32 protein-coding genes are annotated in these 25,392 nt (G+C 65.8%); 26 read left to right on the forward strand and 6 right to left on the reverse strand.

Going from position 1 to position 25,392, the window contains the following annotated elements; all coding sequences use genetic code 11:
- Positions 1-590: 590 nt before the first annotated feature.
- Together GS429_RS07765 and GS429_RS07770 are read right to left on the reverse strand one after the other, a co-directional pair.
- The gene (locus tag GS429_RS07765) at positions 591-791 is read right to left on the reverse strand and encodes a hypothetical protein (protein WP_160064296.1); all 201 of its coding nucleotides are present in this window, start codon (positions 789-791) and stop codon (positions 591-593) included.
- A 105-nt stretch (positions 792-896) separates the two neighbouring features.
- Complete coding sequence (locus tag GS429_RS07770; protein ID WP_160064298.1) at positions 897-2,192, reverse strand: DUF2238 domain-containing protein; 1,296 nt, start codon at positions 2,190-2,192, stop codon at positions 897-899.
- A 209-nt stretch (positions 2,193-2,401) separates the two neighbouring features.
- Between GS429_RS07770 and GS429_RS07775 the strand changes: the two genes are divergently transcribed.
- The 13 genes from GS429_RS07775 to GS429_RS07835 all read left to right on the forward strand — a co-directional run bounded on the left by GS429_RS07775 (position 2,402) and on the right by GS429_RS07835 (position 12,817).
- A complete protein-coding gene (locus GS429_RS07775; protein WP_160064300.1) occupies positions 2,402-3,043 on the forward strand; it encodes a metal-dependent hydrolase in 642 nt (213 codons plus the stop codon).
- A 103-nt stretch (positions 3,044-3,146) separates the two neighbouring features.
- Complete coding sequence (locus GS429_RS07780; protein WP_160064301.1) at positions 3,147-3,533, forward strand: DUF5789 family protein; 387 nt, start codon at positions 3,147-3,149, stop codon at positions 3,531-3,533.
- Positions 3,534-3,709: 176 nt separating this feature from the next.
- A complete protein-coding gene (locus GS429_RS07785; protein ID WP_160064303.1) occupies positions 3,710-4,321 on the forward strand; it encodes a translation initiation factor IF-2 subunit beta in 612 nt (203 codons plus the stop codon).
- A gap of 94 nt (positions 4,322-4,415) precedes the next feature.
- Complete coding sequence (locus tag GS429_RS07790) at positions 4,416-5,627, forward strand: M24 family metallopeptidase (RefSeq protein WP_160064305.1); 1,212 nt, start codon at positions 4,416-4,418, stop codon at positions 5,625-5,627.
- A 170-nt stretch (positions 5,628-5,797) separates the two neighbouring features.
- Complete coding sequence (locus GS429_RS07795) at positions 5,798-6,436, forward strand: HAD family hydrolase (RefSeq protein WP_328821293.1); 639 nt, start codon at positions 5,798-5,800, stop codon at positions 6,434-6,436.
- Positions 6,437-6,551: 115 nt separating this feature from the next.
- Positions 6,552-7,676: an adenosylcobinamide-phosphate synthase CbiB gene (gene cbiB, locus GS429_RS07800; RefSeq protein WP_328821307.1), complete on the forward strand. Its 1,125-nt coding sequence runs from the start codon at positions 6,552-6,554 to the stop codon at positions 7,674-7,676.
- Complete coding sequence (gene cobS / locus GS429_RS07805; protein WP_328821294.1) at positions 7,673-8,434, forward strand: adenosylcobinamide-GDP ribazoletransferase; 762 nt, start codon at positions 7,673-7,675, stop codon at positions 8,432-8,434. Before cbiB ends, cobS begins: the two co-directional genes overlap by 4 nt.
- Positions 8,434-9,012: an NTP transferase domain-containing protein gene (locus tag GS429_RS07810; protein ID WP_160064661.1), complete on the forward strand. Its 579-nt coding sequence runs from the start codon at positions 8,434-8,436 to the stop codon at positions 9,010-9,012. The genes cobS and GS429_RS07810 overlap by 1 nt, the downstream gene beginning before the upstream one ends.
- A complete protein-coding gene (gene cobT / locus GS429_RS07815; RefSeq protein ID WP_160064307.1) occupies positions 9,012-10,112 on the forward strand; it encodes a nicotinate mononucleotide-dependent phosphoribosyltransferase CobT in 1,101 nt (366 codons plus the stop codon). The genes GS429_RS07810 and cobT overlap by 1 nt, the downstream gene beginning before the upstream one ends.
- Positions 10,102-11,187, forward strand: coding sequence for a threonine-phosphate decarboxylase CobD (gene cobD, locus GS429_RS07820; protein ID WP_160064309.1), 1,086 nt, complete (start codon positions 10,102-10,104; stop codon positions 11,185-11,187). Before cobT ends, cobD begins: the two co-directional genes overlap by 11 nt.
- The gene (locus GS429_RS07825; RefSeq protein ID WP_160064311.1) at positions 11,184-12,026 is read left to right on the forward strand and encodes an adenosylcobinamide amidohydrolase; all 843 of its coding nucleotides are present in this window, start codon (positions 11,184-11,186) and stop codon (positions 12,024-12,026) included. The genes cobD and GS429_RS07825 overlap by 4 nt, the downstream gene beginning before the upstream one ends.
- Before the next feature lie 26 nt (positions 12,027-12,052).
- Positions 12,053-12,469 carry a DUF8009 family protein gene (locus GS429_RS07830; protein ID WP_160064313.1) on the forward strand — a complete coding sequence of 139 codons (417 nt, stop codon included), beginning with the start codon at positions 12,053-12,055 and terminating at the stop codon, positions 12,467-12,469.
- Positions 12,470-12,610: 141 nt separating this feature from the next.
- On the forward strand, positions 12,611-12,817 hold the full coding sequence (locus GS429_RS07835; RefSeq protein ID WP_160064315.1) for a hypothetical protein: 207 nt from the start codon (positions 12,611-12,613) through the stop codon (positions 12,815-12,817).
- A gap of 72 nt (positions 12,818-12,889) precedes the next feature.
- On the opposite strand, the gene GS429_RS07840 is transcribed toward GS429_RS07835, so the two are convergent.
- Positions 12,890-13,447, reverse strand: coding sequence for a nucleoside-triphosphatase (locus GS429_RS07840; protein WP_160064317.1), 558 nt, complete (start codon positions 13,445-13,447; stop codon positions 12,890-12,892).
- Positions 13,448-13,569: 122 nt separating this feature from the next.
- Here GS429_RS07840 and GS429_RS07845 point away from each other — a divergent pair, with 122 nt between their 5' ends.
- Positions 13,570-14,655 carry an amidohydrolase family protein gene (locus GS429_RS07845; RefSeq protein ID WP_328821296.1) on the forward strand — a complete coding sequence of 362 codons (1,086 nt, stop codon included), beginning with the start codon at positions 13,570-13,572 and terminating at the stop codon, positions 14,653-14,655.
- A 22-nt stretch (positions 14,656-14,677) separates the two neighbouring features.
- On the opposite strand, the gene GS429_RS07850 is transcribed toward GS429_RS07845, so the two are convergent.
- The gene (locus GS429_RS07850) at positions 14,678-14,926 is read right to left on the reverse strand and encodes a hypothetical protein (protein WP_160064319.1); all 249 of its coding nucleotides are present in this window, start codon (positions 14,924-14,926) and stop codon (positions 14,678-14,680) included.
- Positions 14,927-15,130: 204 nt separating this feature from the next.
- Between GS429_RS07850 and GS429_RS07855 the strand changes: the two genes are divergently transcribed.
- The 9 genes from GS429_RS07855 (at position 15,131) to GS429_RS07895 (ending at position 20,708) form a co-directional block, all read left to right on the forward strand.
- Positions 15,131-15,883, forward strand: a complete 753-nt coding sequence (locus GS429_RS07855; RefSeq protein WP_160064321.1) for a fumarylacetoacetate hydrolase family protein — start codon at positions 15,131-15,133, stop codon at positions 15,881-15,883.
- Positions 15,884-15,934: 51 nt separating this feature from the next.
- Positions 15,935-16,216, forward strand: coding sequence for a DUF8001 family protein (locus GS429_RS07860; protein ID WP_160064323.1), 282 nt, complete (start codon positions 15,935-15,937; stop codon positions 16,214-16,216).
- Between the two features lie 190 nt (positions 16,217-16,406).
- Complete coding sequence (locus GS429_RS07865) at positions 16,407-16,757, forward strand: helix-turn-helix domain-containing protein (RefSeq protein WP_425438196.1); 351 nt, start codon at positions 16,407-16,409, stop codon at positions 16,755-16,757.
- A 29-nt stretch (positions 16,758-16,786) separates the two neighbouring features.
- On the forward strand, positions 16,787-17,041 hold the full coding sequence (locus tag GS429_RS07870) for a hypothetical protein (protein WP_160064327.1): 255 nt from the start codon (positions 16,787-16,789) through the stop codon (positions 17,039-17,041).
- A 167-nt stretch (positions 17,042-17,208) separates the two neighbouring features.
- Positions 17,209-18,330 (forward strand): hypothetical protein, encoded by a 1,122-nt coding sequence (locus GS429_RS07875; protein WP_160064329.1) that lies wholly within the window; start codon positions 17,209-17,211, stop codon positions 18,328-18,330.
- 3 nt (positions 18,331-18,333) lie between these two features.
- A complete protein-coding gene (locus GS429_RS07880) occupies positions 18,334-19,221 on the forward strand; it encodes a cupredoxin domain-containing protein (protein WP_160064331.1) in 888 nt (295 codons plus the stop codon).
- Between the two features lie 120 nt (positions 19,222-19,341).
- On the forward strand, positions 19,342-19,854 hold the full coding sequence (locus tag GS429_RS07885; protein ID WP_328821297.1) for a hypothetical protein: 513 nt from the start codon (positions 19,342-19,344) through the stop codon (positions 19,852-19,854).
- Positions 19,855-19,929: 75 nt separating this feature from the next.
- Positions 19,930-20,214 carry a translation initiation factor eIF-1A gene (locus GS429_RS07890; protein ID WP_076609512.1) on the forward strand — a complete coding sequence of 95 codons (285 nt, stop codon included), beginning with the start codon at positions 19,930-19,932 and terminating at the stop codon, positions 20,212-20,214.
- A gap of 191 nt (positions 20,215-20,405) precedes the next feature.
- Positions 20,406-20,708: a hypothetical protein gene (locus GS429_RS07895; protein WP_160064333.1), complete on the forward strand. Its 303-nt coding sequence runs from the start codon at positions 20,406-20,408 to the stop codon at positions 20,706-20,708.
- A gap of 39 nt (positions 20,709-20,747) precedes the next feature.
- Here GS429_RS07895 and GS429_RS07900 read toward each other — a convergent pair whose 3' ends face one another.
- A complete protein-coding gene (locus GS429_RS07900) occupies positions 20,748-21,506 on the reverse strand; it encodes an SDR family NAD(P)-dependent oxidoreductase (protein ID WP_160064335.1) in 759 nt (252 codons plus the stop codon).
- A gap of 257 nt (positions 21,507-21,763) precedes the next feature.
- On the opposite strand from GS429_RS07900, the gene GS429_RS07905 reads away from it, so the two are divergent.
- From GS429_RS07905 to cruF, 3 genes are read left to right on the forward strand one after another with little or no spacing between them, the layout of a single operon-like run.
- On the forward strand, positions 21,764-23,260 hold the full coding sequence (locus tag GS429_RS07905) for a phytoene desaturase family protein (protein ID WP_160064337.1): 1,497 nt from the start codon (positions 21,764-21,766) through the stop codon (positions 23,258-23,260).
- A gap of 19 nt (positions 23,261-23,279) precedes the next feature.
- Entirely contained in the window at positions 23,280-24,152 is an 873-nt protein-coding gene (locus tag GS429_RS07910) for a prenyltransferase (RefSeq protein ID WP_160064339.1), read from the forward strand.
- A complete protein-coding gene (gene cruF / locus GS429_RS07915) occupies positions 24,145-25,029 on the forward strand; it encodes a bisanhydrobacterioruberin hydratase (protein ID WP_160064341.1) in 885 nt (294 codons plus the stop codon). The genes GS429_RS07910 and cruF overlap by 8 nt, the downstream gene beginning before the upstream one ends.
- Positions 25,030-25,044: 15 nt before the next feature.
- Here the strand turns inward: cruF and GS429_RS21790 are convergent, their stop codons facing one another.
- Positions 25,045-25,200, reverse strand: coding sequence for a hypothetical protein (locus GS429_RS21790; RefSeq protein WP_201293984.1), 156 nt, complete (start codon positions 25,198-25,200; stop codon positions 25,045-25,047).
- Positions 25,201-25,392: the final 192 nt, after the last annotated feature.

Consider the following 25,392-nt stretch of genomic DNA (forward strand, 5'->3'; position numbering starts at 1 on the left):
CGGAGTTTCTTTGAACTATGACACACCACAAATCGACGGTTGACCGGTTTCGACAGACGAATAACTCAAGGCGGGGAGGGCGGATTTGTTTTCCAAATCCGACCGACACGATTTGAGCTTGTGAGTCGCAGCCCCGGAACGGCGCGAAGCGCTGCACGCCCGGAACGTCTCACTGCGTTCAAATCGGGGAGGGCGGATTTCTCCTGCGAACAACGTGAGCAGTGAGAACTCTCTCCTGAGCCGATTTGAACACGGAAGTCGCAGCCGCCGAGCGAAGCGAGGCGGACCGTCTTCTATCTGTTCAAATCGGGGTGCGCGGACTTTTGTGGACGTTCGATCGACCGTGTCTTACACGCGAGTCACACGCCGGCGCTCGCGCTCGAGTTGCTCTCGCTGATACGGTTTACTGTACTCAATTGCCGCCGATCACCAGGGATGGGGTCGGTGATCGGCGGTAAATAGTTACAGCAATCCGTATGAGTCTGGCGACGAACATGCTGGTGACCCAAAAGATGAATCGGCGTTTCGAGACGCTGTCTGCGCCGCGTCTCCCGTCGAGAACGACGTCGGTACCGATCCGTTTCCGAGGCTTATTCCTCGTCGGTGTCGTCCTCGAGCGAAACGTCAGAAACCCCATCGTCGACCGGCGTAAACGCCATACTTCCGCATTCACAGCCGTCGCGGCGGCCGATCGGTCGGAACTGGTCGTCGCCAATCTTCAGTGCGGCATAGAGTGACCCACACTGCTCGCACGCGGCAATCGTTCGGTGATTTTCGTCGCTATCGACCATGTCGTCGGGTGAGCCTCTCGAGACCGTCTATAAGTATCCTCTTCGAGTACGGTAGGAGTAACAGTGCTGTGAGGATTCCAGTAACAACACACAGCGAGTGCGGAACTACCAGTCTCCGGGTAGGTTCCGCGATTCCGAAACCGTCGCCAGCCGGTCGGTGATGGCGTCAGTAACGGGGGCCAGATAGGGCAGCCCCCATACGGCGACGACGATCGCGCCGACCGTGTTGAAGACGATGTCGGACATCGTATCGGCCAGCCCGTGCTGGGAGAGTGGCATCGAGAGCGAGAATCGTTCGGCGAGCAGATCGAAGGTGAACTCGCCGATCTCCCAGAAGACGCCGAGCGAGAGGACGAAGAGGACGACGAACGAGGGCACGAGCGACGGCGGGACGTGGATCTCCTCGCGGAGTTCGTCGAGCGATCGAATGACGACGTACCCGATCGCGCCGACGAGGGTCGCCGATAGCGGGTGGGTCAGGTTGTGCCACCAGAAGGTGTGTTCGTAGAAGTACACCGAGCCGAGCGCGTGCAGGAAGGCGACGAGGGTGATCCACAGCACGAAGCCGGTATCGAACGGCAGGTCGTAGCGTCGTCGGAGCCCTACTGGCAGCACGGACACGACCAGCATGCTCCCCGCGTTCGAGATCGTATCAGAATCGGGCGCGACGATCCCGTAACCGACCATTGCGACCAGAGCCCCGCGCATCGCCCAGAGAAGGCCCCGCTGGGCACCGCTCGAGATCGGTATCCGTTCCTCGAGCGTCGGGTGGTCGTCGGCCCCCGTTTTCGCCGCGAACAGCTCTTCCTCTACGCCGTCGACCGGCGCGGAAACGAGTTCTTCCCCCGGGAACTGCCGATAGTACCGGTCGAACACCGTACCGGCGACGGGGCCTGCCGCGGTCGCTGCGATCAACAGCAGCATCACCTCGTCGTTGCTAGCGATAATGCTCGTCCCGGCGACGAGATCCTGAAACCAGGTGAGTGTCGCCCAGACCGCCGCGATACCGGCGGAGAGCATCGTCACGAACGCGGCGGCGAGAAACCGCTCGAGACGAATTTCGGTGAGCGCATGAACCTCGAGCGTGAGTGCAAGCGCGAGGACGGACGCACCCGCGTACAGCGTAAGCTGGCGGGCGAGCGGATCCGAGACGACGACGGCTCCGAACAGCGGGAGGAGCGCGAGCATCGAAATCTCCCAGGGCAACGCGGCGCGTTCCGACTCCAGTGCGATTGCGGGCAACAGGACGATAGCCGCGAGACTCGTGGCGAAGACCAGTTCGTGGAACCGGCCGTCGAACACGGCCCAGCCGCCGATTAAGAGGGCGACGACGACGGCCGTCCACGAGAGGTAGGCGTTTGATCGCTCGCCGTGAAACGATCGGGTCGGCGACCGACTCATCGGTTCCGACTCCCTCGAGTCATGCGGACTGGTTGCGACATCACTGTCCACTCCGGTGTCCATCGTCGACGGTAGAAAGCGCAAGCCTTGCATGTGTCGACGCCGTCCCTCGGTCTACGATATCGCGGCCGTCGACGGACACCCTCCACCGCGATGGCAGCGGAATCGAACTCCGTTGCCGTCCGTCGGCGGCAGCCACGAATTCGACCATGATGGCCACTACACACGTTTTCGCCGGCGTTTCCGTCGCCGCGCTCGTCACGACGGTCGCTCCGGAAGTCACCCCCGCAGCCGTCGTTGCCGTCGCCGCGATCTGTGGCGGCTTCGCACCCGACCTCGATCTACCGGCCGACCACCGAAAGACGCTCCACTTCCCGGTTTACTACGCCGGATGTGCGCTCGCGGCCGGCGTCGCCGCCCTCGTCGTGCCGACCACCGTGACCGTCGCCCTCGCGATGTTCTTCCTCGCGGCCGCACTCCACTGCGTGATGGACGCCGCCGGCGGCGGCCTCGAGTTCAAACCCTGGGAAGGGACCTCCGAGCAAGCCGTGTACGACCATTATCACGGACGCTGGATCCGTCCGCGGCGCTGGATCCGCTACGACGGTGCTCCCGAAGACCTCCTGCTCGCGTCGGCGCTTGCGGTGCCCGGGTTGATCGTCTTCGACGGCCCCGTCCGGGACCTGCTCGTCGTTCTCCTCGTCGTCTCGGTCGGCTATACGGCGATTCGCAAACCGCTCGTCGTCGTCGGTGAATGGCTGCTTCCGAAGCTCCCTCCGCGGGTCCTCGCCGTCCTTCCGGAGCGTATCCTGCCGATCGAGGACGGCGCGCTCGAGGAACGATCGGACTGACGGAGCGCGAACGGACGGTCCGTTTGCGGGACGACCACCGGACGAACCAACACACGCGAGCGCCGGCCCGTCGTTTTTGCTTCGGCCCACGGTAGCACCGACCATGAGCGAGGATGGCCCGAGCCGCGACCGCGCACAAGATCGCGCCGAGCAACGGAAGTCCCAGCGGGCCGAGACGACGGAGTCGATTCTCGACGACGTCGAACGTCATCTCGGGGAGGCCGAGTATCCGATCACGAGCGAGGAGATCGCCACGGAGTACGGGAACGAACCGATCGATCTGCCCAACGAGACGGAGTCGCTGGGGGACGTGTTCGATCGGCTGAGCGGCGAGCAGTACGACAGCCCTGAGGAGGTTCGCGAGGCTGTGTACGGCGAGATCACCGGCGAGGCCGGGAGCCCCAACGAGGCGAACCCCGAGCGCGATCTCGCCAGTCTCGACGACGAGGCTCAGGGGTCCGTCGGCGAGAGCGGTGGCGACTCGCTCTGAGACGGATTGCTGTAACCGGCTACCGAAACCGAAACCGAAAGCGGGGCCGCCAGCCGGTCCCGATCCGGCGTACAGCCGTCGTCCGTCCCGGACATCGACGGTATCGACGGATCGCCGTGCCGTCTCCCGATTGAGATAGCAGAACGGATTTACGTCCCCGTCGCCTTCTCTCGCGTATGGATTACGAATCGAGTCTCGACCGAGCGATGGAGGACGTCCCCGACATCGGGGGCGACGAACAGCGACTGCAGATTCCCGACGCCGAGGCCCAGAAAGACGGCGCGTTTACGCGCTTTACGAACCTCGGCGAAATCGCCGACGTCCTCTCGCGAGAGGACGAGCATCTCCACCGGTTCATCCAGCGGGAGATGGGGACCAGCGGCAAGTTCGAGGAGGGACGGGGCCGGTACAACGGGACCTTCTCCGACCAGGATTTCAACGCGGCCGTCGACGCCTACGTCGACGAGTACGTCCTCTGTTCGGAGTGTGGCCTGCCGGACACCCGTCTCGTCCGCGAGGATCGGACGCCCATGCTGCGCTGTGACGCCTGTGGTGCGTTCCGGCCGGTTACCAAGCGCTCGACGAGCAGCCAGCAGCAACAACAGCAAGACGCCGTCGAAGAGGGCAACACCTACACGGTCGAAATCACCGGCACCGGCCGCAAGGGCGACGGTGTCGCCGAGAAAGGCAGCTACACGATTTTCGTCCCCGGTGCGGAAGAGGGCGACGTCGTCGAGATCTACATCAAGAACATCTCGGGCAACCTCGCGTTCGCTCGCAAGGCCTGATTCGGAACTCGGCCGGTTTACGGGTACTTTCCGACCAGCGGTAACTCGTCGCCGCCTCCTGAAGCCTTTTTAATCACCGCACAGAGGTGTTCCCATGGCCACCGAACTTCCCGACTCGGAATACGACGGTCGACTCGAGCGGATTCGCAACCAAATCGCCGACGCGGACGCGGACGCCGGCGTCTGGTTCGGCGCGACGAGCATCGAGTACCTGACCGGCTTCGATCACATCCAGACGGAACGGCCCGTCGTGCTGGCCGTGACCGCGGACCGCGCCGAAATCACGGTACCGCGACTCGAGGTCGAGCGCGTCGAATCCAACCCGCGGATCGACACGGTGTTTCACTACCGCGACTACCCCGGCGGGCGGCCGATCGCCGTGGCGGTCGAGATGCTCGAGGGACTGGGCGCGGAACGCGTCGCGGCCGACGCCGACGGAGCGCCCGGAACGATGGGGTACGAAGGACCGCCGCTCTCCGAGCACGCCGACATCGCCGTAGACGACCAGTCGTGGGTCTCGCGGCTACGCTGGGAGAAGTCCGACGCGGAGGTCGACCTGATCCGGGAGTCAGCGAAATGGGCGAACCTGGGTCACCGCTATCTCGCGGAGGAGACCGAGCCCGGCGCGCACCCGGTCACGGTGAGCCAGCGGGCGTCGATGGAGGCCTCGCGGGCGATGCTGGACACCCTCGGCGATCAGTACGTGCCGCGGACGCGCGGCAGCGGCCCGGTCCACGCGGGCTATATTACGGGCGAACAGACCCGGCTTCCCCACGGCCACACGGCGAACCGCCGGCTCGAGGAGGGCGACGTTCTGGTCACGGGTGCGACGGCGAACGTCGACGGCTACTACTCCGAACTCGAGCGGACGATGTTCGTCGGTGAGCCGACCGACGAGCAAGCCCACTACTTCGAACTGATGCTCGAGGCCCAGACGATCGCAATCGACGAACTCGGGCCCGGCGTGCCGATCGCCGACGTCGATGCGGCGGTCGACGCCTACTTCGAGGAGCAGGGGGTCGCCGACCTCGCACAGCACCACGTCGGCCACAACATCGGCATGGGCGGCCACGAGCCGCCGTACATCGACCGCGGCTGGGACGACCACTGCGAGTCCGAGTACACGTCCTTCGACGCGGACGATGCCGTGATGCGCCCCGGCCACGTCTGGACGATCGAGCCCGGCCTCTACACGGAGCGCGAGGGCTACCGCCACTCGGATACGATCGCGATCACCGACGACGGCATCGAGTGGCTCACCTACTACCCGCGAGATCTCGAGTCGAACGTGATTTCGATCGAGTAGGCTCGGCCGTTGCCGTCTCGCTCGAGTCCTCTCGCTCGGGTCGGAATTCGAGTTTCAGTTTCGGTCCGAGTTCGGGTTCGACTCCCGCTCGCAGTCCGCCCCGATATCGGGCCGCTGACGTCGGACCGCCGACCGCGAGAATAAAGTCAACTTGAACTAATCACAGTACCGTGGCAGTATCGTTCGACCTCTTCGGGACGCTCGTGACCGCCGACAGACCGACCGATCCGGCCGCAGCCGTCGCGACCGAACTCGAAGCGCGGGGCGTCGAGGTGCCCGAGGACTGGCAGGATGCCTACGGCGAGGCCCACATCGATGCACCCGAGGGCGCGGAGGTGCCGCTGCCGGCACACGTCTCTCGCGCGCTCGCGAGCCGCGAGGTCAGTTACGAGCACAACGCGACCAGACGGGCCGTCGTCGCCGCTTTCGATCCCGAGGTCGAGACCAGACCAGGGGCCGTCGACGCCGTGGCGGCCGCTCGCGAACGCGGTCCGGTCGCGATCTGTTCGAACTGCAGCGTCCCCGAACTGGTCGGCCGAACACTCGTCCGGTCCGCCTTCGAACGCGACGACTTCGACGCCATCGTCACCAGCGTCGGCTGCGGCTGGCGCAAACCCGCCCCTGAAATATTCGATCTGACGGCGGACGAACTCGGCGTCGACCCGTCAGACCTCGTCCACGTCGGCGACGATCCGCGGACCGACGGCGGCGTCGAAGCCGTCGGCGGGACGGCGCTGTTGCTCGAGGACCACCCGCTCGAGTCGATACCGTCTCGACTCGCAGCACGCGCGGAGTCAGGGGGGCAATGATCGGGGGGCTGAACGACGTGATGGCGGTGACGATTGCAGTGGCGATAGTGATAGCGGTAGCAGTAGCAGTGACGAGCACGATGGACCCGTCCGCGGAGGTGACGCCACAGCCGTGATACTGACGACGCTCGCCCTGTTCGGTCTGGCGTTCAGTCTCGACCTCTTGATCGGCGAACCGCCCACCGCCGCCCATCCGGTGGCGTGGTTCGGCAGCCTCGTCGGTGCGCTGGATCGGGAGTGGGCGACGACCGACCGCGGGCGGCGACTCGCCGGCGTCGGAATCGCGCTGTTCGCGCCGTTGGTGCCCGCAATTGTCGCCGGTGGACTCGTGGCCCTTGCGCTCGAGGCATCTTCGCTCGCCGGTGCGATCGTCGCCGGCGTCGTCCTCTTTCTGACGACCAGTTTGCGATCGCTGCTCGAGTTGACCGAAACGGTCGTGGCGGCGACGGCGGCCGGCGACGCCGCGGCCGACGATCACCACAGCACTCCACCCGAGGAGGGCGACGGCCTCGAGACGGCTCGCGAACAGGTTCGCGGACTCGTCGGGCGGGACACGTCGACGCTTTCGGCCGCCGAGATCCGGAGTGCGGCGGTCGAGAGCGCCGGCGAGAACCTCGCGGACGGGCTGGTCGCGACGCTGCTTCCGTTCGCCCTGCTCGCGCCGATTTCGCTCCCCGTCGCGGCCGCCGCGGCGGCGTGGGTCAAGGGCGTCAACACGCTGGATTCGATGCTGGGGTACCCGTCGAAACCGCACGGAACGGCGAGCGCGCGCCTCGACGATCTCGTAATGTGGCTCCCGGCCCGAATCGCGGCGGCGGCAATCACCGTCGCCGGAGCCGACCCGCTGGCGCTCTTTCGCGCACGCGAGTGGGCTCGAGAGCCACCGTCGCCCAACTCGGGGTGGCCCATGGCGACGCTCGCTTGTGCGCTTTCGGTTCGGCTCACGAAAGTGGGCGTCTACGACCTGAACGCCGACGCCGAACTGCCGACCGTCGAAGACGGCGAGCGCGCCGTCACCGTCGTCGGGCTGGCCGCCGCGGTCGCGATGATCGTCGCGATCGCTCTCGCGGCCGGAACGACGACGGTCATAACGGCGGTCGAGCCCACCCCGCAGGAATCGATTGACGCCGGGTCTGCGCTCGGATCGGTCGCCGCCTCCGGAATCGCGGTCGAGATCGAAATCGAGCGGCGCCTCGAGTTCGAGGTTCCGACGCGACTAACGAGGGTGGTGAGTGCGTGATCGGGTGCTGGCTCGCCGCCGCTCGCGGCGCGGCCGGCTTCCTGACGCGACTCCCCGTCGGTCACCGCGACGGCGACTGGACGGCGTTTCGCTCGAGGCCGGCGGCGTTTCCGATCGTCGGTTACGTCGGGGGTGCGCTGGCGGCGCTTCCCTTGCTCGCGGCGGAGACGCTTCCGGCACCGACGGTCGCGCTGGCCTATCTGCTCGCGGTCTACGCCGTGTTCGGGATCCACCACCTCGACGGAGTCGCGGATCTGGGCGACGCGCTCGTGGTTCACGGCGACGTCGAGCGGCGACGCGAGGTCCTCAAAGATACGACGACCGGCGTCGGCGCGCTACTGGCGGTTTCGGCGATCGTCGCCGCGCTCGCCCTCGCCGGTCTCGCCCTCGCCGGAGTGCCCGTTTTCACCGCGGTCGCTATCGCGATCGCGGCCGAAGTCGGGACCAAACTCGGAATGGCCGCGATGGCCTGTTTCGGCCGCGCGAGCCACGAGGGGATGGGCCGGCAGTTCACCGACGCGGCCGCCTCGCGGTCGTTCGTCGCGCCCGCCGTCGTCGCCGTCCCCGTCGTCGCCCTTTCCTGGCCCGCCCCGGTCGCTGCGGTCGCCCTCGTCGGGGCCCTCGCGGGACTCGGCCTCCCCTGGTACTGGGCGAATCGACACCTCGGTGGCATCAGCGGCGATATCTTCGGCGCAGCGAACGAGATCGGGCGCGTCGCCGGCGTCCACGCGGGGGTGATCGCGTGGACGCTGTTGTGATGTGCGGCGGCGAGGGCACCCGCCTCGAGAGCCCCCACGAGAAGCCGCTGCATCCGATCGACGGCGCGCCGATGGTCGACCGGGTGCTCGCGGGCCTCGAAGCGAGTCGCGTCGAAACGATCTCGGCCGCCGTCTCGCCGAACGCACCCGAGACGCGGGTCCACCTCGAGCGAGCCGACGGCGTGACCACCATCGAGACGGCCGGCGAGGGCTACGTGACGGACCTGTTGGAACTCCTCGAGCGACCCGAACTCTCGACGCCGATGCTCACCGTCGCGGCGGACGTCCCGCTGCTCTCGGGTCCGGCGATCGACCGGGTGCTCGCGGTCCACGGCGACAGCGAGGCGTCGGGAACCGTCTGCGTCCCCGTCGCCCTCAAGCGCCGGCTCGGCGCGAGTATCGACACGACCCTCGAGCCGGCCGATCACCTCGCGCCGACCGGCATCAACGTCGTCGGCGCTGCGGACGACTCAGAATCCATGACCCACGTACACTACGACCCGCGACTCGCGATCAACGTGAACCGACGCGAAGACGCCCGTATCGCGGCCGACTGGCCGCCCGAGGAGGTTCGGTAATGCGTCTGCTGCTCCCCGCCGGCACGACCGAGACGGCCCTGATCGACGGCATCAGCGCCGCGGGGGCCGCCCCGGAGCTGATGGAACACACGCCCTCCGCGGACGTCGAGATCCTCGAGTACGGCGAGCCGACGATGGCTCCGGTTACGCCGGTGAGTCCGAGCGGCTGCCCGACGCCGGCCGCGGTGACCCGAGCCGTCCGCGAAGTGATCGACTTCGACGTTTCGGTCGTCGACGCCGGGCTGGCCCAGCCGACGGCCGCACCCACCGTCGACCTCGGCGTCGAGCCGGGGGCCGATATCCGCGATTCCGAAGCCGTCCCCGACGCGGACGCGATTTTCGACCGCGCCCACGCCTACGGGACGGGGCTGCCCGACGACCGACTCGTGATCGGCGAGACGGTCCCCGGCGGGACGACGACTGCACTCGGCGTGCTCACCGCGCTCGGCGAGCCGGGGGAGGTCTCCTCGTCGCTGCCGAGCAATCCCATCGAACGCAAGCGACGAGTCGTCGACGAAGCGCTCGCCGCAAGCGATCTCGAGGCCGGAGACTGTGAGGGCCAACCGATCGAGGTAATCCGAGCCGTCGGGGATCCCGTGCAGGCGACCGTCGCGGGGATCGCCGCCGGGGCGCTCGAGTCGGGGATCGACGTGACGCTCGCGGGCGGCACCCAGATGGTGGCCGTCGCGACGATCCTGCGCCACGCGGACGTCGACGCGCCGCTGTCGATCGCGACCACCTCCTTCGTCGAAGCCGAACAGGGCGACCGACTCGGCGACATCTGCGACCGGCTGAACTGCGACCTCACCGTCACCGATCCCGGCTTCGACGAGCGCGAGCACGTCCCCATGAAACGCTACTGCACCGGCGAGGCCAAGGAGGGCGTCGCGATGGGCGGTGCGCTTTCGCTCGTCCCCGAGGGTGAGATGGCGGCCGTACGGGAGCGGTTCGAAACGGTGTGTGCTCGACTGGGAATCGAGGGCGAGGATCGGGGCGCGGACAGTGGTGAAGACGCCAAGGAAACAAGTTTTGACTCAAACTCCGATTCTGACTCCAACTCCGATCCCACTCTCGATCCGGAGGGCGACCATGCACCCTGAGTCGGTACGGACCGGGGAGCGGGTCCCCCACGGCGGCGAAACCAACCGGGACGTCCTCGACTTCTCGGCCAACACCAATCCGTCCACGCCCGGCGGCGTCGAGGAGGCCTACGAAGTCGCGCTCGAGCGCTCCCGGAGATACCCCGACGATGACTACCCCGACTACCGGGCCGCCGCGGCCGAATTCGTCGGCTGCGAGCCCGAGCGAGTAATTCCGACGCCCGGCGGACTGGCCGCGATTCGGCTGGCCATGGAGATCACGCTCGAACCCGGCGACGACGCGCTGGTCCTGTCCCCGAGTTTCGGCGAGTACGCCCGCGAAGTCCGACTACAAGGGGCGTCGCCGCGGTTCGTTCCCCACGACGAGATTCTGGCGACGGAGGGGAGCGTGCTCGAGGACTGCGCGCTGGCGGTCATCTGTACCCCGAACAACCCGACCGGCGAGGCGGCCGATCCCGAGACGCTGGCGGCGTTTGCAGCCCGCTGTAGCGAGGCGGGAACGACGCTTCTGGTCGATGAGGCGTTTCTCGGCTTCACGGACCTGCCGTCGGCCGCCGGACTCGATGACGACTGCGTGATCGTTGCTCGCTCGCTCACCAAACTGTTCGGCTTGCCGGGGCTGCGAGCCGGATTCGCCGTCGCGAGCGGCGACCGGCGCGACGCGCTCGAGACGGCCCGCCGCGCGTGGTCGCTCGGAACGCCGGCCGCGCGGGTCGGCGCGCATTGTCTGCGGCGGGACGAGTTCGTCCGAGAAACCCGCGAGCGCGTCGCGAACGAACGCGATCGGTTGCACACGGCCCTCGAGCGACGGTTCGACGTCGCGCCGTCGGACGCGCCCTTCCTGCTGGTCGACGTCGGTGACCGAGACGTCGACGATGTGATCGTCTCGGCTCGCGAGGACGGCGTTGCCGTCCGCGACGCGACGACCTTTCGTGGCCTCGACTCTCACGTCCGCGTCGCCGTGAAGGATCGGGAATCGAACGACCGGCTGCTGGCGGCGCTCGGTGTTCTCGAGGCCGACGGGTCTGAAGGCGACGGGACAGCCGAGGCTGCCGACGACGAGACTCACGAATGACGGAGCCCGATCCCGATTCGGACCCGGCCTACGGCGCCGTTCGTCGAGCGGGGGTTCTCCGAGTCAGTCGACCCGGAACGGAGTGGCTCTCGACCGGCTGGAACGGCGGCCGCCGGACGGCCGACTGCGCGTACAACGTCTCCGTTCCCGAAGGGTGGGAGCGAACGGACCTCGCAGCGTACGTCGACGAGCGCCTCGAGCGTGCGGGATTCGCTGGTGGGGAAGCGGAACTGCCGGGACCGGAGCCGAAGCCGAAGCCGGGACCGACCCTGCTCACCGGCGTCGAGCAGGCCGACGCCCGCGGCGCACGATACGGCTCCGTGACAGCCTACGCGACCGCCGGCATCTCGAACCCCGCGGCGTTGCCGATGGATCCACTCCCCGACAACCGCCCGGATGACTCGAGCACCGACGAACGAACTCGCGACGGCTCGAGCGGGCCGGCGCGCGGAACGGTCAACGTCATCGTCGGGACGACGCGGGCGCTCGCACCCGGCGCGTTGGCGAATCTGGTCGCCGTCGCCGCGGAGGCGAAGGCGGCGACGCTGCTCGCGGCAACCGGGTTTCCGGGAACCACCACGGACGCCATCGTCGCCGGCCACGATCCGACGGGCGAGCGACTCGAGTTCTCCGGCAGCGGCACCGATGTCGGCGCGGCGACGCGAGCCTGCGTCCGGGAGGCCGTTCGCGCCTCGCTTCGCGCACACTACGAAGACTGCGACGCAGAACTCCCCGATTCGGTTTCGGACGCGACCTACGGCGTCTCTACGGATGTCCGAGCCGACGTCTTCCGGCCGGCGCTCGAGGACGAGTCCGGAGCCCCGGACTCACAACGTTAACCCGTCTCGGGTCCAACGATCGATCAATGGGGGACGACGCCGATCCGACGGACATCCGCTCGCTCGCGCTCTCCGCGGCGGACGCAGTCGACGCCTACGCGTACACGCAAGAGAACCCCGGAGAGGCCGTCCTCCGGGTGACGCCGCCGTTTCACGGCCGCATGCGGGCCCGAATCCACGTTTATCGACGCGACGACACCGAACTGACCGGCGCCGTCCACGTCGACCCCGCGACCGTCATCGAAGACGAGGTCGTCGCCGACTACCCCTCCCTCGAGACGGCGCTCGAGGACGCCGATTCGGACGCGACGGAACGCCTGCGAAAGCGCCACGCCGAGGCCGTCGAGGAGTGGCGGTCCCGGGCGCGCGAGTCGATCGTCGACGCGGTCGCACTCGGGACCGACGACGGTCCGCATCCGGTCGAAGTCAAGCGGGTCGGATAGCGCGGGGTCGGGAGCGCGAGGGCGGCGACGCTCGCTCGAGTAGCTAATTCCCGAATTTCACCGCGACACCGCCGCTTTCCTGCACTTTCACTTTCACTCCGGGTGGATCGGATTAACATGCGATCCGTCTCATTGTCCGGTATGGCACTGATCGTCGACCGTACTGACGACCGCAGCACGCAGACTGACCGCCCGGAACCACTCGACTCGGAGCCACGGCGGCAACGAATCGACGTCACCGATCTCCACGCCGACGGGATCGAGGAGTTCGTCCACTCGAACGTCGACACCGACTACGTCTCGCTCGAGCACCGCGGCGGGCGGACGTACCTCGTTATAGAGGAGTGACGGTGACCTGACCAGTCGACGGCGTTTCGGGGGATTGGGACTGGTAACTCAGGGGATTGAGGGGCTGGCGACCTATCGGGACTGGGACCGGAACCGAGACTCGACCCACGCCGCGAGCGTTCCGGGGAGTGCGTCTCGCGTCCCCGGTTCGACTGCGAACAGTTCCGTATCCGCGCGATTCCTGACCGCCTCGCAAAATCCGTCCGTACTCCCGTGTTTGATCGCCGCGAGCACCGGCGTCGCCGACTCGAGGGCGCGTCTCGTCTCTCGGACGAATCGGTCGCTCTCGAGTTGCATCGGGGCGATTTCGTCGATAACGAGACAGTCGACTGCGTCAGTGGCAGTCGACAGTGCACGTCGCGACAGTCGGTCGACGGCCGAGACGTCGACCCGATAGCTGCCGACGCGGGGCCCCTGGTCGTAGTCGACGTGCGCCATCACCGCACGGTCGCCGCTCGCGACGTCGACGATTTCGAACCCGACCCGTTCGCCGTTCCTGCGGCGTTCGGGACACGAGAGGCCGCCGACGGCGTACCCGTCCTCTCGGAGGCGTTCGATACTGCGCTCGAGTGCCGTCGTCTTGCCACTGCCCGGTGGGCCGGTGACGAGGGCGTTGGAAGTGGCTGTCATCGAACTCGTGGTCCGTATTATCGTCTCTTTTCGACGGATTGGGTAAAGCTATCCACTCGAACCGGTTGGAATCGTGACCTATCCCCTGTATCGTTTTCAACGGGGTAGTGGGAGCAAAAACCGTGAACCGAGCGGACAAGCGAACAGCGTCTTCGTCTACAGAGACCACGACGCGGCGACGCCTCCTCGAGAGCGCAGGTCTCGGTCTCGGTCTCGCCGGTGCAACCGGCATCGTCGGGGCGGGGTCGGCCGCAGCAGCGGAGCCCGCTCGCGACGCCGAGGCGCACGCTCGTGGTCGCTCGAGACGGGAGGATGGTGATGCAGATGCTGATTCTGGCACCGACCCCGACCCCGGCCCCGTCACGGACCAGCCGTTACTCGACGCACACACCCACCTGATCCCCGAACAAACGCTCGACAGGGATCCCCTGAGCGCCGACGAGCTGATTTCATGGATGGACGCTCACGGCATCGATCGGGCTGTCGTCTTGGCACTCGACTCGCCCGAGAGCTACCCCGTGCAGGCGCCGAGCTGGTGGATCCTCGATCAGGTCGAATCGTATCCTGAGCGACTGCTTCCGTTCTGTACGATCGATCCGCGGACGCTGGTCTACGAGGACGATTTCGGTGCCGTGACGGAGCTCTTCGATCGCTACGTCGAGCGGGGCATGCGCGGCTTCGGCGAGTTGAAAGCCGGCCTCGCGATCGACGATCCGCGGCTCGAGACGCTCTACGAACGGTGTGTCAACTACGGGTTGCCGATCCTCTTTCACACCGACGACAAGGCGATGATGGACGACGTTGGACTCCCGCGACTCGAGGAGGTCGTCGCCTCCTATCCGGAGGTTGACTTCATCGCTCACGCACACGCGTGGTGGTCCCACATTTCGGCGGACGTCGGTCCGGACGACCGGGGCGACTATCCGGACGGATCGATCGAGTCAGGCGGCCGCGTTCCCGAACTTCTCGCGACGTACGACAACATCTACGGCGATATTTCGGGGGGATCGGGCTGGAACGCGCTCACGCGCGACCCGGCGTACGCACAGGATTTTCTCTCGGCTCACCACGACCAACTGGTGTTCGGCACGGACTACCTCGCGCCGGGACAGGAAATCCCCCACCTGTCGCTGTTCGAGCGATTCGATCTCTCGGCGGACGCGTGGGCGAATATCCGATACCGGAATATCGAGGGGCTGATCCGATGAGCGAAACGGGGTTCTCAACCGATCAGAATCGCTGCAGTCGAACTTCGCCGCCCGTGATCTCGTCGACGTAGTCCTCGTCAATCTGGTAGTTCTCCATTCCGTCGGCGACGTCCCGGTCGCGGCGGAGTCGAGACTTGATCGAGTCCGTCATCTCCGGGCCGGGTTCGACGTACGCGACGCCCGCTTCGACGTCCTGGACGACGCCGATTTCCTTCCCGTTCGTGTTGACGACTGACTTCCCTTCGTCATCGACCGTGAAGTTGGCGCACATACCCGTCCGTTGGCCGACCCGCGGGGAATACGTCAGCCTTCCATGTGCCTGTGTTCGAGAGTTGAGGTGAGGGCCCGACTCGTGGGAGCTGCGGGCCCCGCGACTGACTCGTCGGAGGAGTGCGTAACCGCCCTCGAGGGCGGTGATCCACTCGCCCGAGACCGAACCGGTACGACTAATCTTCCGGAACCGAGTCCGCCGATAATGAAACTCGCGCGGATCATGACCGACGACGGCCCGGTGACCGGACGGTACGAAGACGGCGTCGTTCACGCCGAAGACGGCGTTTACGAAGTCGGGGACGACGAGGCGTTCCTTCCGCCCTGTGACCCCTCGGCGCTGTACTGCGTCGGCCGCAACTACGCGGAAACCCTCGACCAGATGGCGTACGAACGCCCGGAAGAGCCCGACTTCTTCATCAAGCCGCCGGCGTCGCTACTGGGCCACCGGGATCCGATCCCCGACCCCGAGTTCACCGACGAACTCACTTACGCGGGCGAACTCGCGGCGGTCATCGACGAACCCTGCCGAAATCTCTCGGAAGCGGAGGCGGCGGACGCGATCCGCGGCTACACGATCATGAACGACGTGGACGCGCTCGACCAGCAGGGACGGACGGCGCGGAAAGCGTTCGACGGCTCCGGCCCGCTCGGACCGTGGATTGAGACCGCAGTCGATCCGACTGGAATCGACATGCGGACCGACGTCGCCGGCGAACGCCGGCAGGAAGCCAACACCGAACTGATGCTGTTCGACCCGTTCGAGATCGTCTCCTTCCTCTCGAAACGATTTACCTTCCGGGCCGGCGACGTCGTGGCCTTCGGCAGTCCGGCCAACCCCGGACTGGTCGAACCCGGCGACACCGTCGAGATCACCTACGACGGCGTCGGCACGCTGCGGAATACGGTCGTCGACGCTGCCGAAGTCGATCGCGACCTCGAGTCCCCGGGTCACTGACCGGCCGAGTCACACGTGGGTTATTACGGTAGCGGCCCCTAATTAGAGACGATGGGCGAGACGATTTACGTCAACCGCAAGGACCTCACGTCCAGGGAAGTGCTTCAGGAACTCGCGGACGGAAATCGGGTGATCATCGAAGTCACCGTGCTCGGGAAGAGCCTGAATATGGCGCTGCGACGGCAGAGCGGGACGTACTACTGCGATACCCCGATGAAGTTGCTCACCTACGAGACCGAAGAGGAGATGCGAAGGTGTCTCGAGCGGTATCGTCTCGCCGAACCGGCACCCGCCGAGGATTCCGCCGATGGCGTGCCCGCCGTCGAGGATTGATACGGTCTGTTGTTCCGATATCCTGACATTCTTATACCCCGATACCACGACGTACCGACGCAACCGCCGGCCGGTCGGGGTTGCGCCGGAACTGACGTACAGTAAACCGTATGGGTCACCGCTCGCTCCCCAACGTATAGGTTCCGTCCTGCCGTGTCTCTAGTCCCTGATGAGCGAACGCGAGCAACGCATGGAGGACCTCATGCTCGTCGACAGCCCGGAGTTCGAACGGATACTGGAGTGCGTCTTCGGGATACAGGCCCACGAGACGCGCACGTACTTCCGGTTACTCGAGTTGCAAGGGAGTACGGTCGCCGAACTCGCGGACGCCCTCGAGCGCGATCGGAGCAACGTCAACCGCGCGCTGTCGACGCTGTGTGAGAAGGAACTGGTCGAGCGGGAGCGGCGGCTTCTCGAGGGCGGCGGCTACGTCTATCAGTACTTTGCAGTTCCCGTGCCGGAGGCCCAGGAGTTGATGCACCAGGCAGTTGACGAGTGGTCCGAGACGGTCCACGGCCGCATCGACGAGTTCGGTCCGTAGGAGTTCGCTTGGCGACTCGAGGCAGTTTAGTGGGTCGGTTGTACGCTCCCGTTCAGACGGCGACCCACGTAGCGGCCATCGACGACGCCGAGCGCGACGTGGTCACGACGATCGACGCCGGCGAGATGGCCCGCGCGGAGACGACTACCAGCCAGCAGCTTCAGGGCTCGCTCGCGGCACCCGGTCTCGAGTTCGGCGAGCGAGACGACGTTCCGTCCCGACGACAACCGTTACTGCTGTTGATCTTGGCATCCGAATCGTTCTCGGTGGGCTCGGGGCCGTAAGCGGTGTTGTGAGGCGCACTTCTGTACGTCAGTTCACGCTGGCGAAGACGTTCGAATCCTGTTGCCGTGCCGGTTATGATTCACCCTATATAAATCAATCCGGCCTGTGCGTTGCGCACACATGACCACCATAGCGACATCGTCCGTTCCGTCGTTGGGTCTCCTGTATGCCAACCGATGACTCTCGACCGATCGACCGGCGACGCGTGATCCAGGTGCTGGGTGCAGGCGGTGCGCTCGCACTCGCTGGGTGTCTCGGCGACGACGAAGATACCGCGGACGAAACGAACGGTGCCGAAGACGACACGAGTGGTGATGAAGACGAGATGAACGGTGACAAAGACGATACGACCGGCGCCGAGGAGTCCGAGCTCGCCAGCCTCGAGCCGACTCCCGAGGGCGACTCGCTCTCCGAGGATGATATCCAGGCGCTCGTCGCAGCCTTCGACGACGAACCGATGAACGACGCCCAACAGGAGGCCAACAGCTACACGCCGCGCCACGTCTGGAAATGGGTCAGCGACGAGAATTTCATCGGGCTCCACTTCAACGAGCCGAATCCGGAGGAAGCCACCGAACTCGATTACATCACGATCGGACAGAAGGGGCTGTTCACCGAGGAGAGCCAGCCCAGCGAGGAGTTCACGCACTTCCATCAGCACACGGCCGACGGCTGGGAGGACGGTCACGGCGGCGAGACCGGCGACGAGGGCTACTGGTTGACCCACATCGCCGTTCGCGAGATCGAGTACCCGTTCCACGACGAACCGATCGAGCCCCAGGTCGACTACGGCTTCATGCCCACGCCGCCCGAGGAGGGCAGCGAGGGCCACGAGACCGACTGGGAGACGCCCGACGGCGGCGAGGGCGACCTCTCGGCCGAGGACCGCGACGTACTCATCGAGGCGTTCGACGACAGTTGGACCGAGGGGCAGGACGACGCACCGCACGGGACCCCGGCACACGTCTGGAAGTGGGTCAGCGAGGAGACGTTCCTCTTCCTCCACTTCGACGACCCGGCCGTCGAGGAGGCGGAGAACCTCATCTACTTCGGGATGGGGAAACGCGGCCAGTTCACCAGCGACGACATCCCGGCGGGACAGGCCGACGAGTTCACGCACTTCCACAAACACGAGGCCGACAGCTGGGACGCCGGCCACGGCGGCCAGGACGCCGAGCAGTGGGGTGCCTGGCTCGTCCACCACGCTACCCGTGACCACGAGATGCCGTGGGGCGACGTCGAGGTCGGCGTCGATCGCGAGTTCATGCCGACCGAAGCCCCCGAGTGACTCATGAGTGAACGACGTCTGAGCCGTCGGCGGTTGCTCGCCGTCGCCGGCAACGGTGCCGCGCTGTCTACGGCCGCTCTCGCCGGCTGTCTCGGCGACGACAACGAGGACGATGCGAGTTCGAACGGCGACAACGAAGGGAGTTCGGACGACGACGGGACCGACGGAAACGACGTCGTCGAAATCGAGACGCGCGAAGGGGACGAAGACGGGGACGAACCGAGTTTCGTCTTCGATCCCGATCGCGTCGAGATCGAGGCCGGTACGACCGTTCGCTGGGTCAACACCGACGGGATCTACCACACCGTGACCTCGACCGACTCGCTCGAGCAGAAGACGCCCGGCGACGAGTTCGACGCGGAGATCGCCAGCCAGGGCGATACGTTCGAGTGGACTCCCGGGGAGGACGGCGTTCAGCACTACTACTGTAAGCCTCACGCGGGGTTCATGGACGGGACGATCGTGGTCGGTGACGCCGAATCCGAGAACGCCGACGACGCCGATGACGACACGGATGCCGACGAGACGGATGCCGACGACGCAACGTCCGAGACGATCGACGAGGAGTTCGTCGATATGACCGGGGAAGACGGCGTCGAGATCGAGACTCGTGCGGGAGACGGGGACGACGAACCGAACTTCGTCTTCGATCCCGCCTTCGTCACGGTCGACGAGGGAACGACGATCGAGTGGGTCAACACCGACGGGGTCTTCCACACCGTGACCTCGACCGAGTCGATCGACGACCGGAGCGGCGGCGGCGACGTGTTCGACGCGACGATCGGAAGCGAGGGCGACATCTTCGAGTGGACGGCCGAGGGTGCCGGCACGCAGCCGTACTACTGCTCGCCCCACGCGGGGTTCATGTACGGTGCCCTCGAGATCGTGTGAGCGAACGCCCGCTACGTCCCCCCTGACGCCGTTCCCATCCACCCTTCTCGCACCTACCGTACTTTTTCGAGCGCCCGCAGATGAGAAAGGCACTTCCGCCGTCACCCCCTCCGACCGTCTGTGAGCGCCGACGCTACGCGACGCGTCGAAGTCTATCCCGATCGCGAGGTCGTCGTCGAGTTCGACCCCGACCTCACCTTCGAGTGCGTCGACGACTGCACCTGGTGTTGCCAGCACGGAGTCTTGCTCTACGATCAGGATCTCCTCGAGTTAGCACGACGAGCGAACCTCGCCGAGACGACGACCGAGTTTCGCGGCGAGAAGTTCGTCACCCGCGAGGAGAAAGAACGGGACGACCACGTCGCCGATGACGGCTGTGCGTGTGCCTTTCTCCGGGAGGATGGCCTCTGTTCGCTGCACCTCGAGGAGGACTGGAAACCGACCAGATGCTCGGTCTTTCCGCTCGGCGTCTGGCTCGAGGACGGCGACCTCCACGTCGACATTCGGGACTCGGCCCACGACCACTGCGAGGGGCTGAACGTCAGTGATCGGAGCGTCATCGACAACCTCGGGGCGTTCCTGCCGGAGGTGCTGTGGGACCTCGAGAACCCGGACTCGGATCGGGAACTGTAAGCCGTCTTACAGTCGTGAGTGGGACGCTACCACGCCTCTCCAATGTTTTAAACGTCTCCCCCTCGTAGTGAGTGTGTGACAGAAGAATCCGGGCGACGGAACCTCCGTATGCCCAACAGCGATGAAGTATTCGCCGTCGTAACCGAACACCTTGGCGGAAACCACGTCCAACTCCGCTGTGAGGACGGCGAGGAACGACTCGGCCGCATCCCAGGTCGCATGAAATACCGCACCTGGATCGAACAAGACGACATCGTCGTCGCCGAGCCCTGGGACTGGCAAGACGAGAAGGCCACGATCGAATGGCGCTACACCAGCCAGGACGCTGACCAGCTGCGCCGCGAAGGCCACATCGATTGAACCTCGGTACCACCGACTGACCGCATTTCTCCGGATGCTCTGACTCGAGCGACAGCGCCGACCACCCTGGTTTCGGTTGTGGCCGCTGGGAGCGACGGCTCTGGCGGCGTCCGACAACAGTCTTGATTCCTTTTCATAGCCTCTGATTTGCAACGCGAACGCTTGACGGGCTGGCTGCCGTCGGTTTCGATATGTACGACTCCAGATACGATGCGGCGGTAACGTTCGATGATCACCGCGAAAACGACGTCGAGTACGTCGGGTCGACGGCCACGGGCAACCCGCTATTTTTCGATACGGCGGATCGAACCGTCTTCGAGGGCGATCACGACGAGGACGGCGAGACGATCGTTGAGGTGCCCGGAACCGAACGCGAACTCGAGCCGCGGGAATCGCTGGGCGAGGGCCTCGAGTCGCTGGGCGACGATCTCGACTGGGATTCGCTGTCGGAGTTCGCCCGCGAACGCGTCCAGACCGACGACGGAGACGCGTAGCGCTATCCGGGACCACGCAGTCACGAAACTCTCGCCGGATCACCGAGTCGCGTTTTTCCACTCGCGGAGGCCGAGGACGCCACCGTCGAGTTCTGCCTCGGGTGCGTCGGTCGCGGCCCAGACGAACATGGGTGCGACATCGTCGGGGTCGCGACCCGCCCCGTCCGTGAGTTCCGTCGCGACCTGCCCCGGATCGAGACAGCCGACGGTGTACTCGGTATCGGCGGCGAACCCGCGAACGACCGCTTCCGCCACCGCCTTCGACACCGCATACGAGCCGTACCCGGATTTGGCTTCGCTGGCCACGACCCCGGTCGGAACCAAGACGCGGGCCCCGTCGTTCAAGTGTGGGATCGCCTCGCGGATCGTCGCGAAGACGCCTCGACCGTTGATCCCTGCGTGATCGTCGAACCGAGTGTAGGACTCCTGGTCGATCGGCGTTCGTCCCGGATCGCCGTGATAGACGCCGGCTGCGGCGACGACAGTGTCGATTCCGCTCGATGTGCCGGCTCGGGATGCCGTCTCGACCAGTCGTTCGACGTCGTACTCGTCGCGTACGTCGGTGCGGACGCCCGCGGCAGTTCCGGGTACACTCACACTTTCGTTTTCGCTCACATTCCCGCCGTCACCCTCGGTAGCCGACTCCAGTCGCGTCTCGAGTGCCCCAACGGTTTCCGTGACTTCGCCGCCGTCTCGAGCGCCGATAACGACCGTTGCACCGTTCTCAGCGAAGCGTTCCGCGACGGCGCGTCCGATGCCGCGAGTGCCGCCGGTGATGACGGCTGTCGTCCCGTTCATAAGCCATGTACGGACGCCGCTACCAGAAACCCATCGGACGCCAAACGGGCTCGGTTGCTCGTCTATTTCACGTATCCGACACGAATCCCTCGGCCGAACAGCCGCTTGTGTACCGCACCGGAGTCGAGTGATTCACGATGGTGTCGGCGTCTCGTCATTCCGTGGGGTCCAGGATCCGTCTTCTCAGTCAATATAGAACCGGAACCCTACATGGGTATGACCCACGTTTATGAGAGAGCCACTATTCATAGATACTTATGCAATCGCTAGCCGGTGAATCCGTCGTCGTTATCGGTGCCGGCGTCGGCGGGCTCTCGACGGCTTGCTACCTCGCCGACGCGGGTGCCGACGTTCGCGTCATCGAGAAGAACGAACAGCTCGGCGGTCGAGCGAGCCGTCTCGAGAAAGACGGCTTCCGATTCGATATGGGGCCGTCGTGGTATCTCATGCCCGACGTTTTCGAGCGGTTCTTCGCCGACTTCGACCGAACGCCCTCGGATTACTACGAACTGACGCACCTCGATCCCCACTATCGGATTTTCTTCAAGGATGGGGATCAGGTCGAGATCACGCCGGACCTCGAGCGGACGAAAGCCGTCTTCGACGAGTACGAAGACGGTGCGGGTGACGCCCTCGAGGACTACCTCGAGAAGTCACGCAAGAACTACGAGGTCGGGATGGAGCACTTCGTCTACGAGGATCGTACTCGGCTGCGAGACTACATCGATCCCGACGTGGCTCGGCAGGCCCGCGGCCTCTCCCTGCTGGGCTCGATGCAGGGCCACGTCGAGGGCTACTTCGACCATCCGAAGCTCCAGCAGATCATGCAGTACACGCTGGTGTTCCTCGGCGGCTCGCCGACGAACACGCCGGCGCTTTACAATCTGATGAGCCACGTCGATTTCAATCTCGGCGTCTGGTATCCCGAGGGCGGGATCGGTACCGTCATCGATTCGATCGCGGAACTCGGCCGCGAACTGGGCGTCGAGTACGACACTGATCGGCCGGCGACGGCGGTCAAGGGTCGCGAGGGGGCCTTCCTCGTCGAGACGCCGCGGGGGCAGATTCGGCCGGATCTGGTGGTCAGCAACGCCGATTACGCCCACACCGAACAGGATCTCCTCCGGGACGAGCAGCGCGGGTACGACGCCGACTACTGGGACAAACGGACCTACGCGCCCTCCGCGTTCTTGCTCTATCTGGGCGTCGAGGGCGACGTCGACGAGTTGGCCCACCACACGCTCGTTCTGCCGACCGACTGGGAGGACCACTTCGACCAGATCTTTGAGGATCCCCAATGGCCCGACGACCCCGCGTACTACTGCTGTGTGCCCTCCCGAACCGACGACGACGTCGCTCCCGACGGCCACAGCGCGCTGTTCGTCCTCGTCCCCATCGCACCCGGCCTCGAGGACACCCCCGAGCGCCGCGAGGAATACCGCGACCGAGTGCTCGCCGATATCGCCGACAACACCGGCACCGAGCTTCGCGATCGGATCGTCCTCGAGGAACGCTTTTCCGTCGAGGACTTCGCCGACCGGTACAACAGCTACGGGGGAACGGCGCTCGGACTGGCGCACACGCTCCGTCAGACGTCGCTCTTCCGGCCGCCACACCGTTCGAAGAAGGTCGACGGGCTCTACTTCGCCGGTGGGGACACCACGCCCGGGATCGGCGTCCCGATGTGTCTCATCAGCGGCGAACTGACCGCCGAGAAAGTGCTCGAGGACTACGGACGGCCCGTAGAGCCGTGACACGCGCTGATTCGCACCGATGACTGCAGGTTCGACCGCCGCGAGGGAGGATACTCTCGGTGACCGACTCTCGTATCTCCTGGCGCTCTCGCGGCCGCGGTTCTGGCTCTATCTGGCGGGGCCGGTCGTGGTAGGCGTCGCCTACGCCGCCGACAGCGTCGGGGATCTGTTCGCGCCCGCTGCCGTGGCCCTCTTCGCCTACTTCCTCGTGCCGGCGAACGTCTTCCTCTACGGGATCAACGACATCTACGACCGCGAAATCGACGTCGCAAACCCGAAGAAGGAGTCGAAGGAAGCCCGCTATCGCGGCCAGCGAGTCGTTCCCGTCGCCGTTACCTGCTGTGCCGTTTTTCCCCTGTTATTCGTGCCGTTCGTCCCGGTGTCGGCCTGGCCCTGGATCGCCGCCTTTCTCGTCCTCGGGGCGGCCTACAGCGCCCCGCCGGTCCGGTTCAAGACGACGCCGGTTCTGGATTCGGTCTCGAACGGACTCTACATCGCACCTGGGGCGGCAGCCTACGCCGCCGTCGCGGGGAGCCAGCCGCCCCTGTTCGCCGTCCTCGGCGGCTGGCTGTGGGCAATGGGGATGCACACGTTCTCGGCGATCCCCGACATCGAACCCGACCGCGAAACCGGGATCCGGACGACCGCAACGGTGCTCGGCGAACGTCGGACCTACGGCTACTGCGGCGCGTGCTGGCTCGCGAGCGCCGTCGCGTTCGGCGCGCTCGACCCCCGCCTCGGCGCGCTCATGCTCGTCTATCCCGCGCTCGTCACGGTGATCGTCGCCTCGAGCGTCGCCGTCGAGCGCGCGTACTGGTGGTTCCCGGCGATCAACACGGTCGTCGGTGCGGCCCTGACGATGGGTGGGCTCTGGAGGCTGGTGCATGGATAACCCGTACTCGACGAGCCGTACCGAAGGCACTCGAGGGGCCGTCCAGCGACGACTCGAGTCGATCGTCCGCGAGAATCGGTTCACGATCGCCGTCGTTTTCCCGGCCGTCGGCGCGGTGACGCTGGTCGCGAGCGCGGAGGGACTCCTGCCGTCGCCGCTTGCGTACAACCCGCTGTTGATCCTCTTCGGGACGATGGTGATGCGCTCGCCGCTGATCGTCGGCCTGCTTCCGCGGATCGGCTGGTGGGCGCTCGGCTGTCTCGGCGTGCTGACGGCGTACACGTACGCGATCGAGATCGTCGGCGTGCGAACGGACTGGCCCTACGGAGCCTTCGAGTACACCATCCAGCTCGGACCGATGCTGTTCGGCGAGGTCCCGCTTGCCTTGCCGCTGTTTTTCATCCCGCTGGTGCTAAACGCCTACCTGCTCACGTTGCTGGTCCTCGAGGATTGGAGCGACTCGCTCGTGATCAGAATTCTCACCGCGATCGCGGCCGTCGTCGCGATCGATCTCGTTCTCGACCCCGCCGCCGTCGCGATCGGCTTCTGGGAGTTCGTACCAGCCGGGATCTACTACGGGGTCCCCGTCTCGAACTACGTCGGCTGGGTCATTTCGGGGACCGTCGCCGTCGTCCTCGTCGACCTCGCATTCGACCGACGGGCGCTACTCGAGCGTGTGAGAACCTGCGAGTTCATCCTCGACGATCTGGTGAGCTTCGTGTTGCTCTGGGGGACGATCAACGTCCTCTACGGGAACTGGCTGGCGGCCGGAGTCGCGGGACTGTTCTGTCTCGGCCTGTTCCGGACCGACCGCTACGATCGCGAGATGGTGCGGACGCTGTTGCCTTCGAACGACGGCCGCGGCGGGGAGCGATAGCGCTGCTGATCGCCGTCATCGAAGCCGGCAAGACGTCAACGACCCGCAGGGGCACTCGGCTTCCGTTCCCAGCGGCGTGAACGAGCCGTTATCATGGATCTCGGCGCCGAGAATCGCATCGCAACCGATACAGGTCACGATCGCCTTCCGGGGAACGGCTGTGGTTGCCATACGTCCCCGACAGTGCCAACTGGGATCATCGTTCTTCCAACGGATGTTGGTCCTCGAACTGAGTCGCCACCGTTCATCGACACCGACAGCGCGCTCCGGACAGGACGGCTCATACGGTTTACTGTAGTCAATTACCGCCGATCACCGACCCCGTCCCTGGTGATCGGCGGTACATAGTTACAGCAATCCGTA

This window comes from Natronorubrum halalkaliphilum (assembly GCF_009834785.1).
Taxonomy (GTDB): Archaea; Halobacteriota; Halobacteria; order Halobacteriales; family Natrialbaceae; genus Natronorubrum; species Natronorubrum halalkaliphilum.

Coding starts and splice junctions, on each gene's coding strand:
- GS429_RS07765 (WP_160064296.1), bottom strand. CDS start 791: ATGGTCGATAGCGACGAAAATCACCGAACGATTGCCGCGTGCGAGCAG.
- GS429_RS07770 (WP_160064298.1), bottom strand. CDS start 2,192: ATGAGTCGGTCGCCGACCCGATCGTTTCACGGCGAGCGATCAAACGCC.
- GS429_RS07775 (WP_160064300.1), top strand. CDS start 2,402: ATGATGGCCACTACACACGTTTTCGCCGGCGTTTCCGTCGCCGCGCTC.
- GS429_RS07780 (WP_160064301.1), top strand. CDS start 3,147: ATGAGCGAGGATGGCCCGAGCCGCGACCGCGCACAAGATCGCGCCGAG.
- GS429_RS07785 (WP_160064303.1), top strand. CDS start 3,710: ATGGATTACGAATCGAGTCTCGACCGAGCGATGGAGGACGTCCCCGAC.
- GS429_RS07790 (WP_160064305.1), top strand. CDS start 4,416: ATGGCCACCGAACTTCCCGACTCGGAATACGACGGTCGACTCGAGCGG.
- GS429_RS07810 (WP_160064661.1), top strand. CDS start 8,434: ATGTGCGGCGGCGAGGGCACCCGCCTCGAGAGCCCCCACGAGAAGCCG.
- cobT (WP_160064307.1), top strand. CDS start 9,012: ATGCGTCTGCTGCTCCCCGCCGGCACGACCGAGACGGCCCTGATCGAC.
- cobD (WP_160064309.1), top strand. CDS start 10,102: ATGCACCCTGAGTCGGTACGGACCGGGGAGCGGGTCCCCCACGGCGGC.
- GS429_RS07825 (WP_160064311.1), top strand. CDS start 11,184: ATGACGGAGCCCGATCCCGATTCGGACCCGGCCTACGGCGCCGTTCGT.
- GS429_RS07830 (WP_160064313.1), top strand. CDS start 12,053: ATGGGGGACGACGCCGATCCGACGGACATCCGCTCGCTCGCGCTCTCC.
- GS429_RS07835 (WP_160064315.1), top strand. CDS start 12,611: ATGGCACTGATCGTCGACCGTACTGACGACCGCAGCACGCAGACTGAC.
- GS429_RS07840 (WP_160064317.1), bottom strand. CDS start 13,447: ATGACAGCCACTTCCAACGCCCTCGTCACCGGCCCACCGGGCAGTGGC.
- GS429_RS07850 (WP_160064319.1), bottom strand. CDS start 14,926: ATGTGCGCCAACTTCACGGTCGATGACGAAGGGAAGTCAGTCGTCAAC.
- GS429_RS07855 (WP_160064321.1), top strand. CDS start 15,131: ATGAAACTCGCGCGGATCATGACCGACGACGGCCCGGTGACCGGACGG.
- GS429_RS07860 (WP_160064323.1), top strand. CDS start 15,935: ATGGGCGAGACGATTTACGTCAACCGCAAGGACCTCACGTCCAGGGAA.
- GS429_RS07865 (WP_425438196.1), top strand. CDS start 16,407: ATGGAGGACCTCATGCTCGTCGACAGCCCGGAGTTCGAACGGATACTG.
- GS429_RS07875 (WP_160064329.1), top strand. CDS start 17,209: ATGCCAACCGATGACTCTCGACCGATCGACCGGCGACGCGTGATCCAG.
- GS429_RS07880 (WP_160064331.1), top strand. CDS start 18,334: ATGAGTGAACGACGTCTGAGCCGTCGGCGGTTGCTCGCCGTCGCCGGC.
- GS429_RS07895 (WP_160064333.1), top strand. CDS start 20,406: ATGTACGACTCCAGATACGATGCGGCGGTAACGTTCGATGATCACCGC.
- GS429_RS07900 (WP_160064335.1), bottom strand. CDS start 21,506: ATGAACGGGACGACAGCCGTCATCACCGGCGGCACTCGCGGCATCGGA.
- GS429_RS07905 (WP_160064337.1), top strand. CDS start 21,764: ATGCAATCGCTAGCCGGTGAATCCGTCGTCGTTATCGGTGCCGGCGTC.
- GS429_RS07910 (WP_160064339.1), top strand. CDS start 23,280: ATGACTGCAGGTTCGACCGCCGCGAGGGAGGATACTCTCGGTGACCGA.
- cruF (WP_160064341.1), top strand. CDS start 24,145: ATGGATAACCCGTACTCGACGAGCCGTACCGAAGGCACTCGAGGGGCC.
- GS429_RS21790 (WP_201293984.1), bottom strand. CDS start 25,200: ATGGCAACCACAGCCGTTCCCCGGAAGGCGATCGTGACCTGTATCGGT.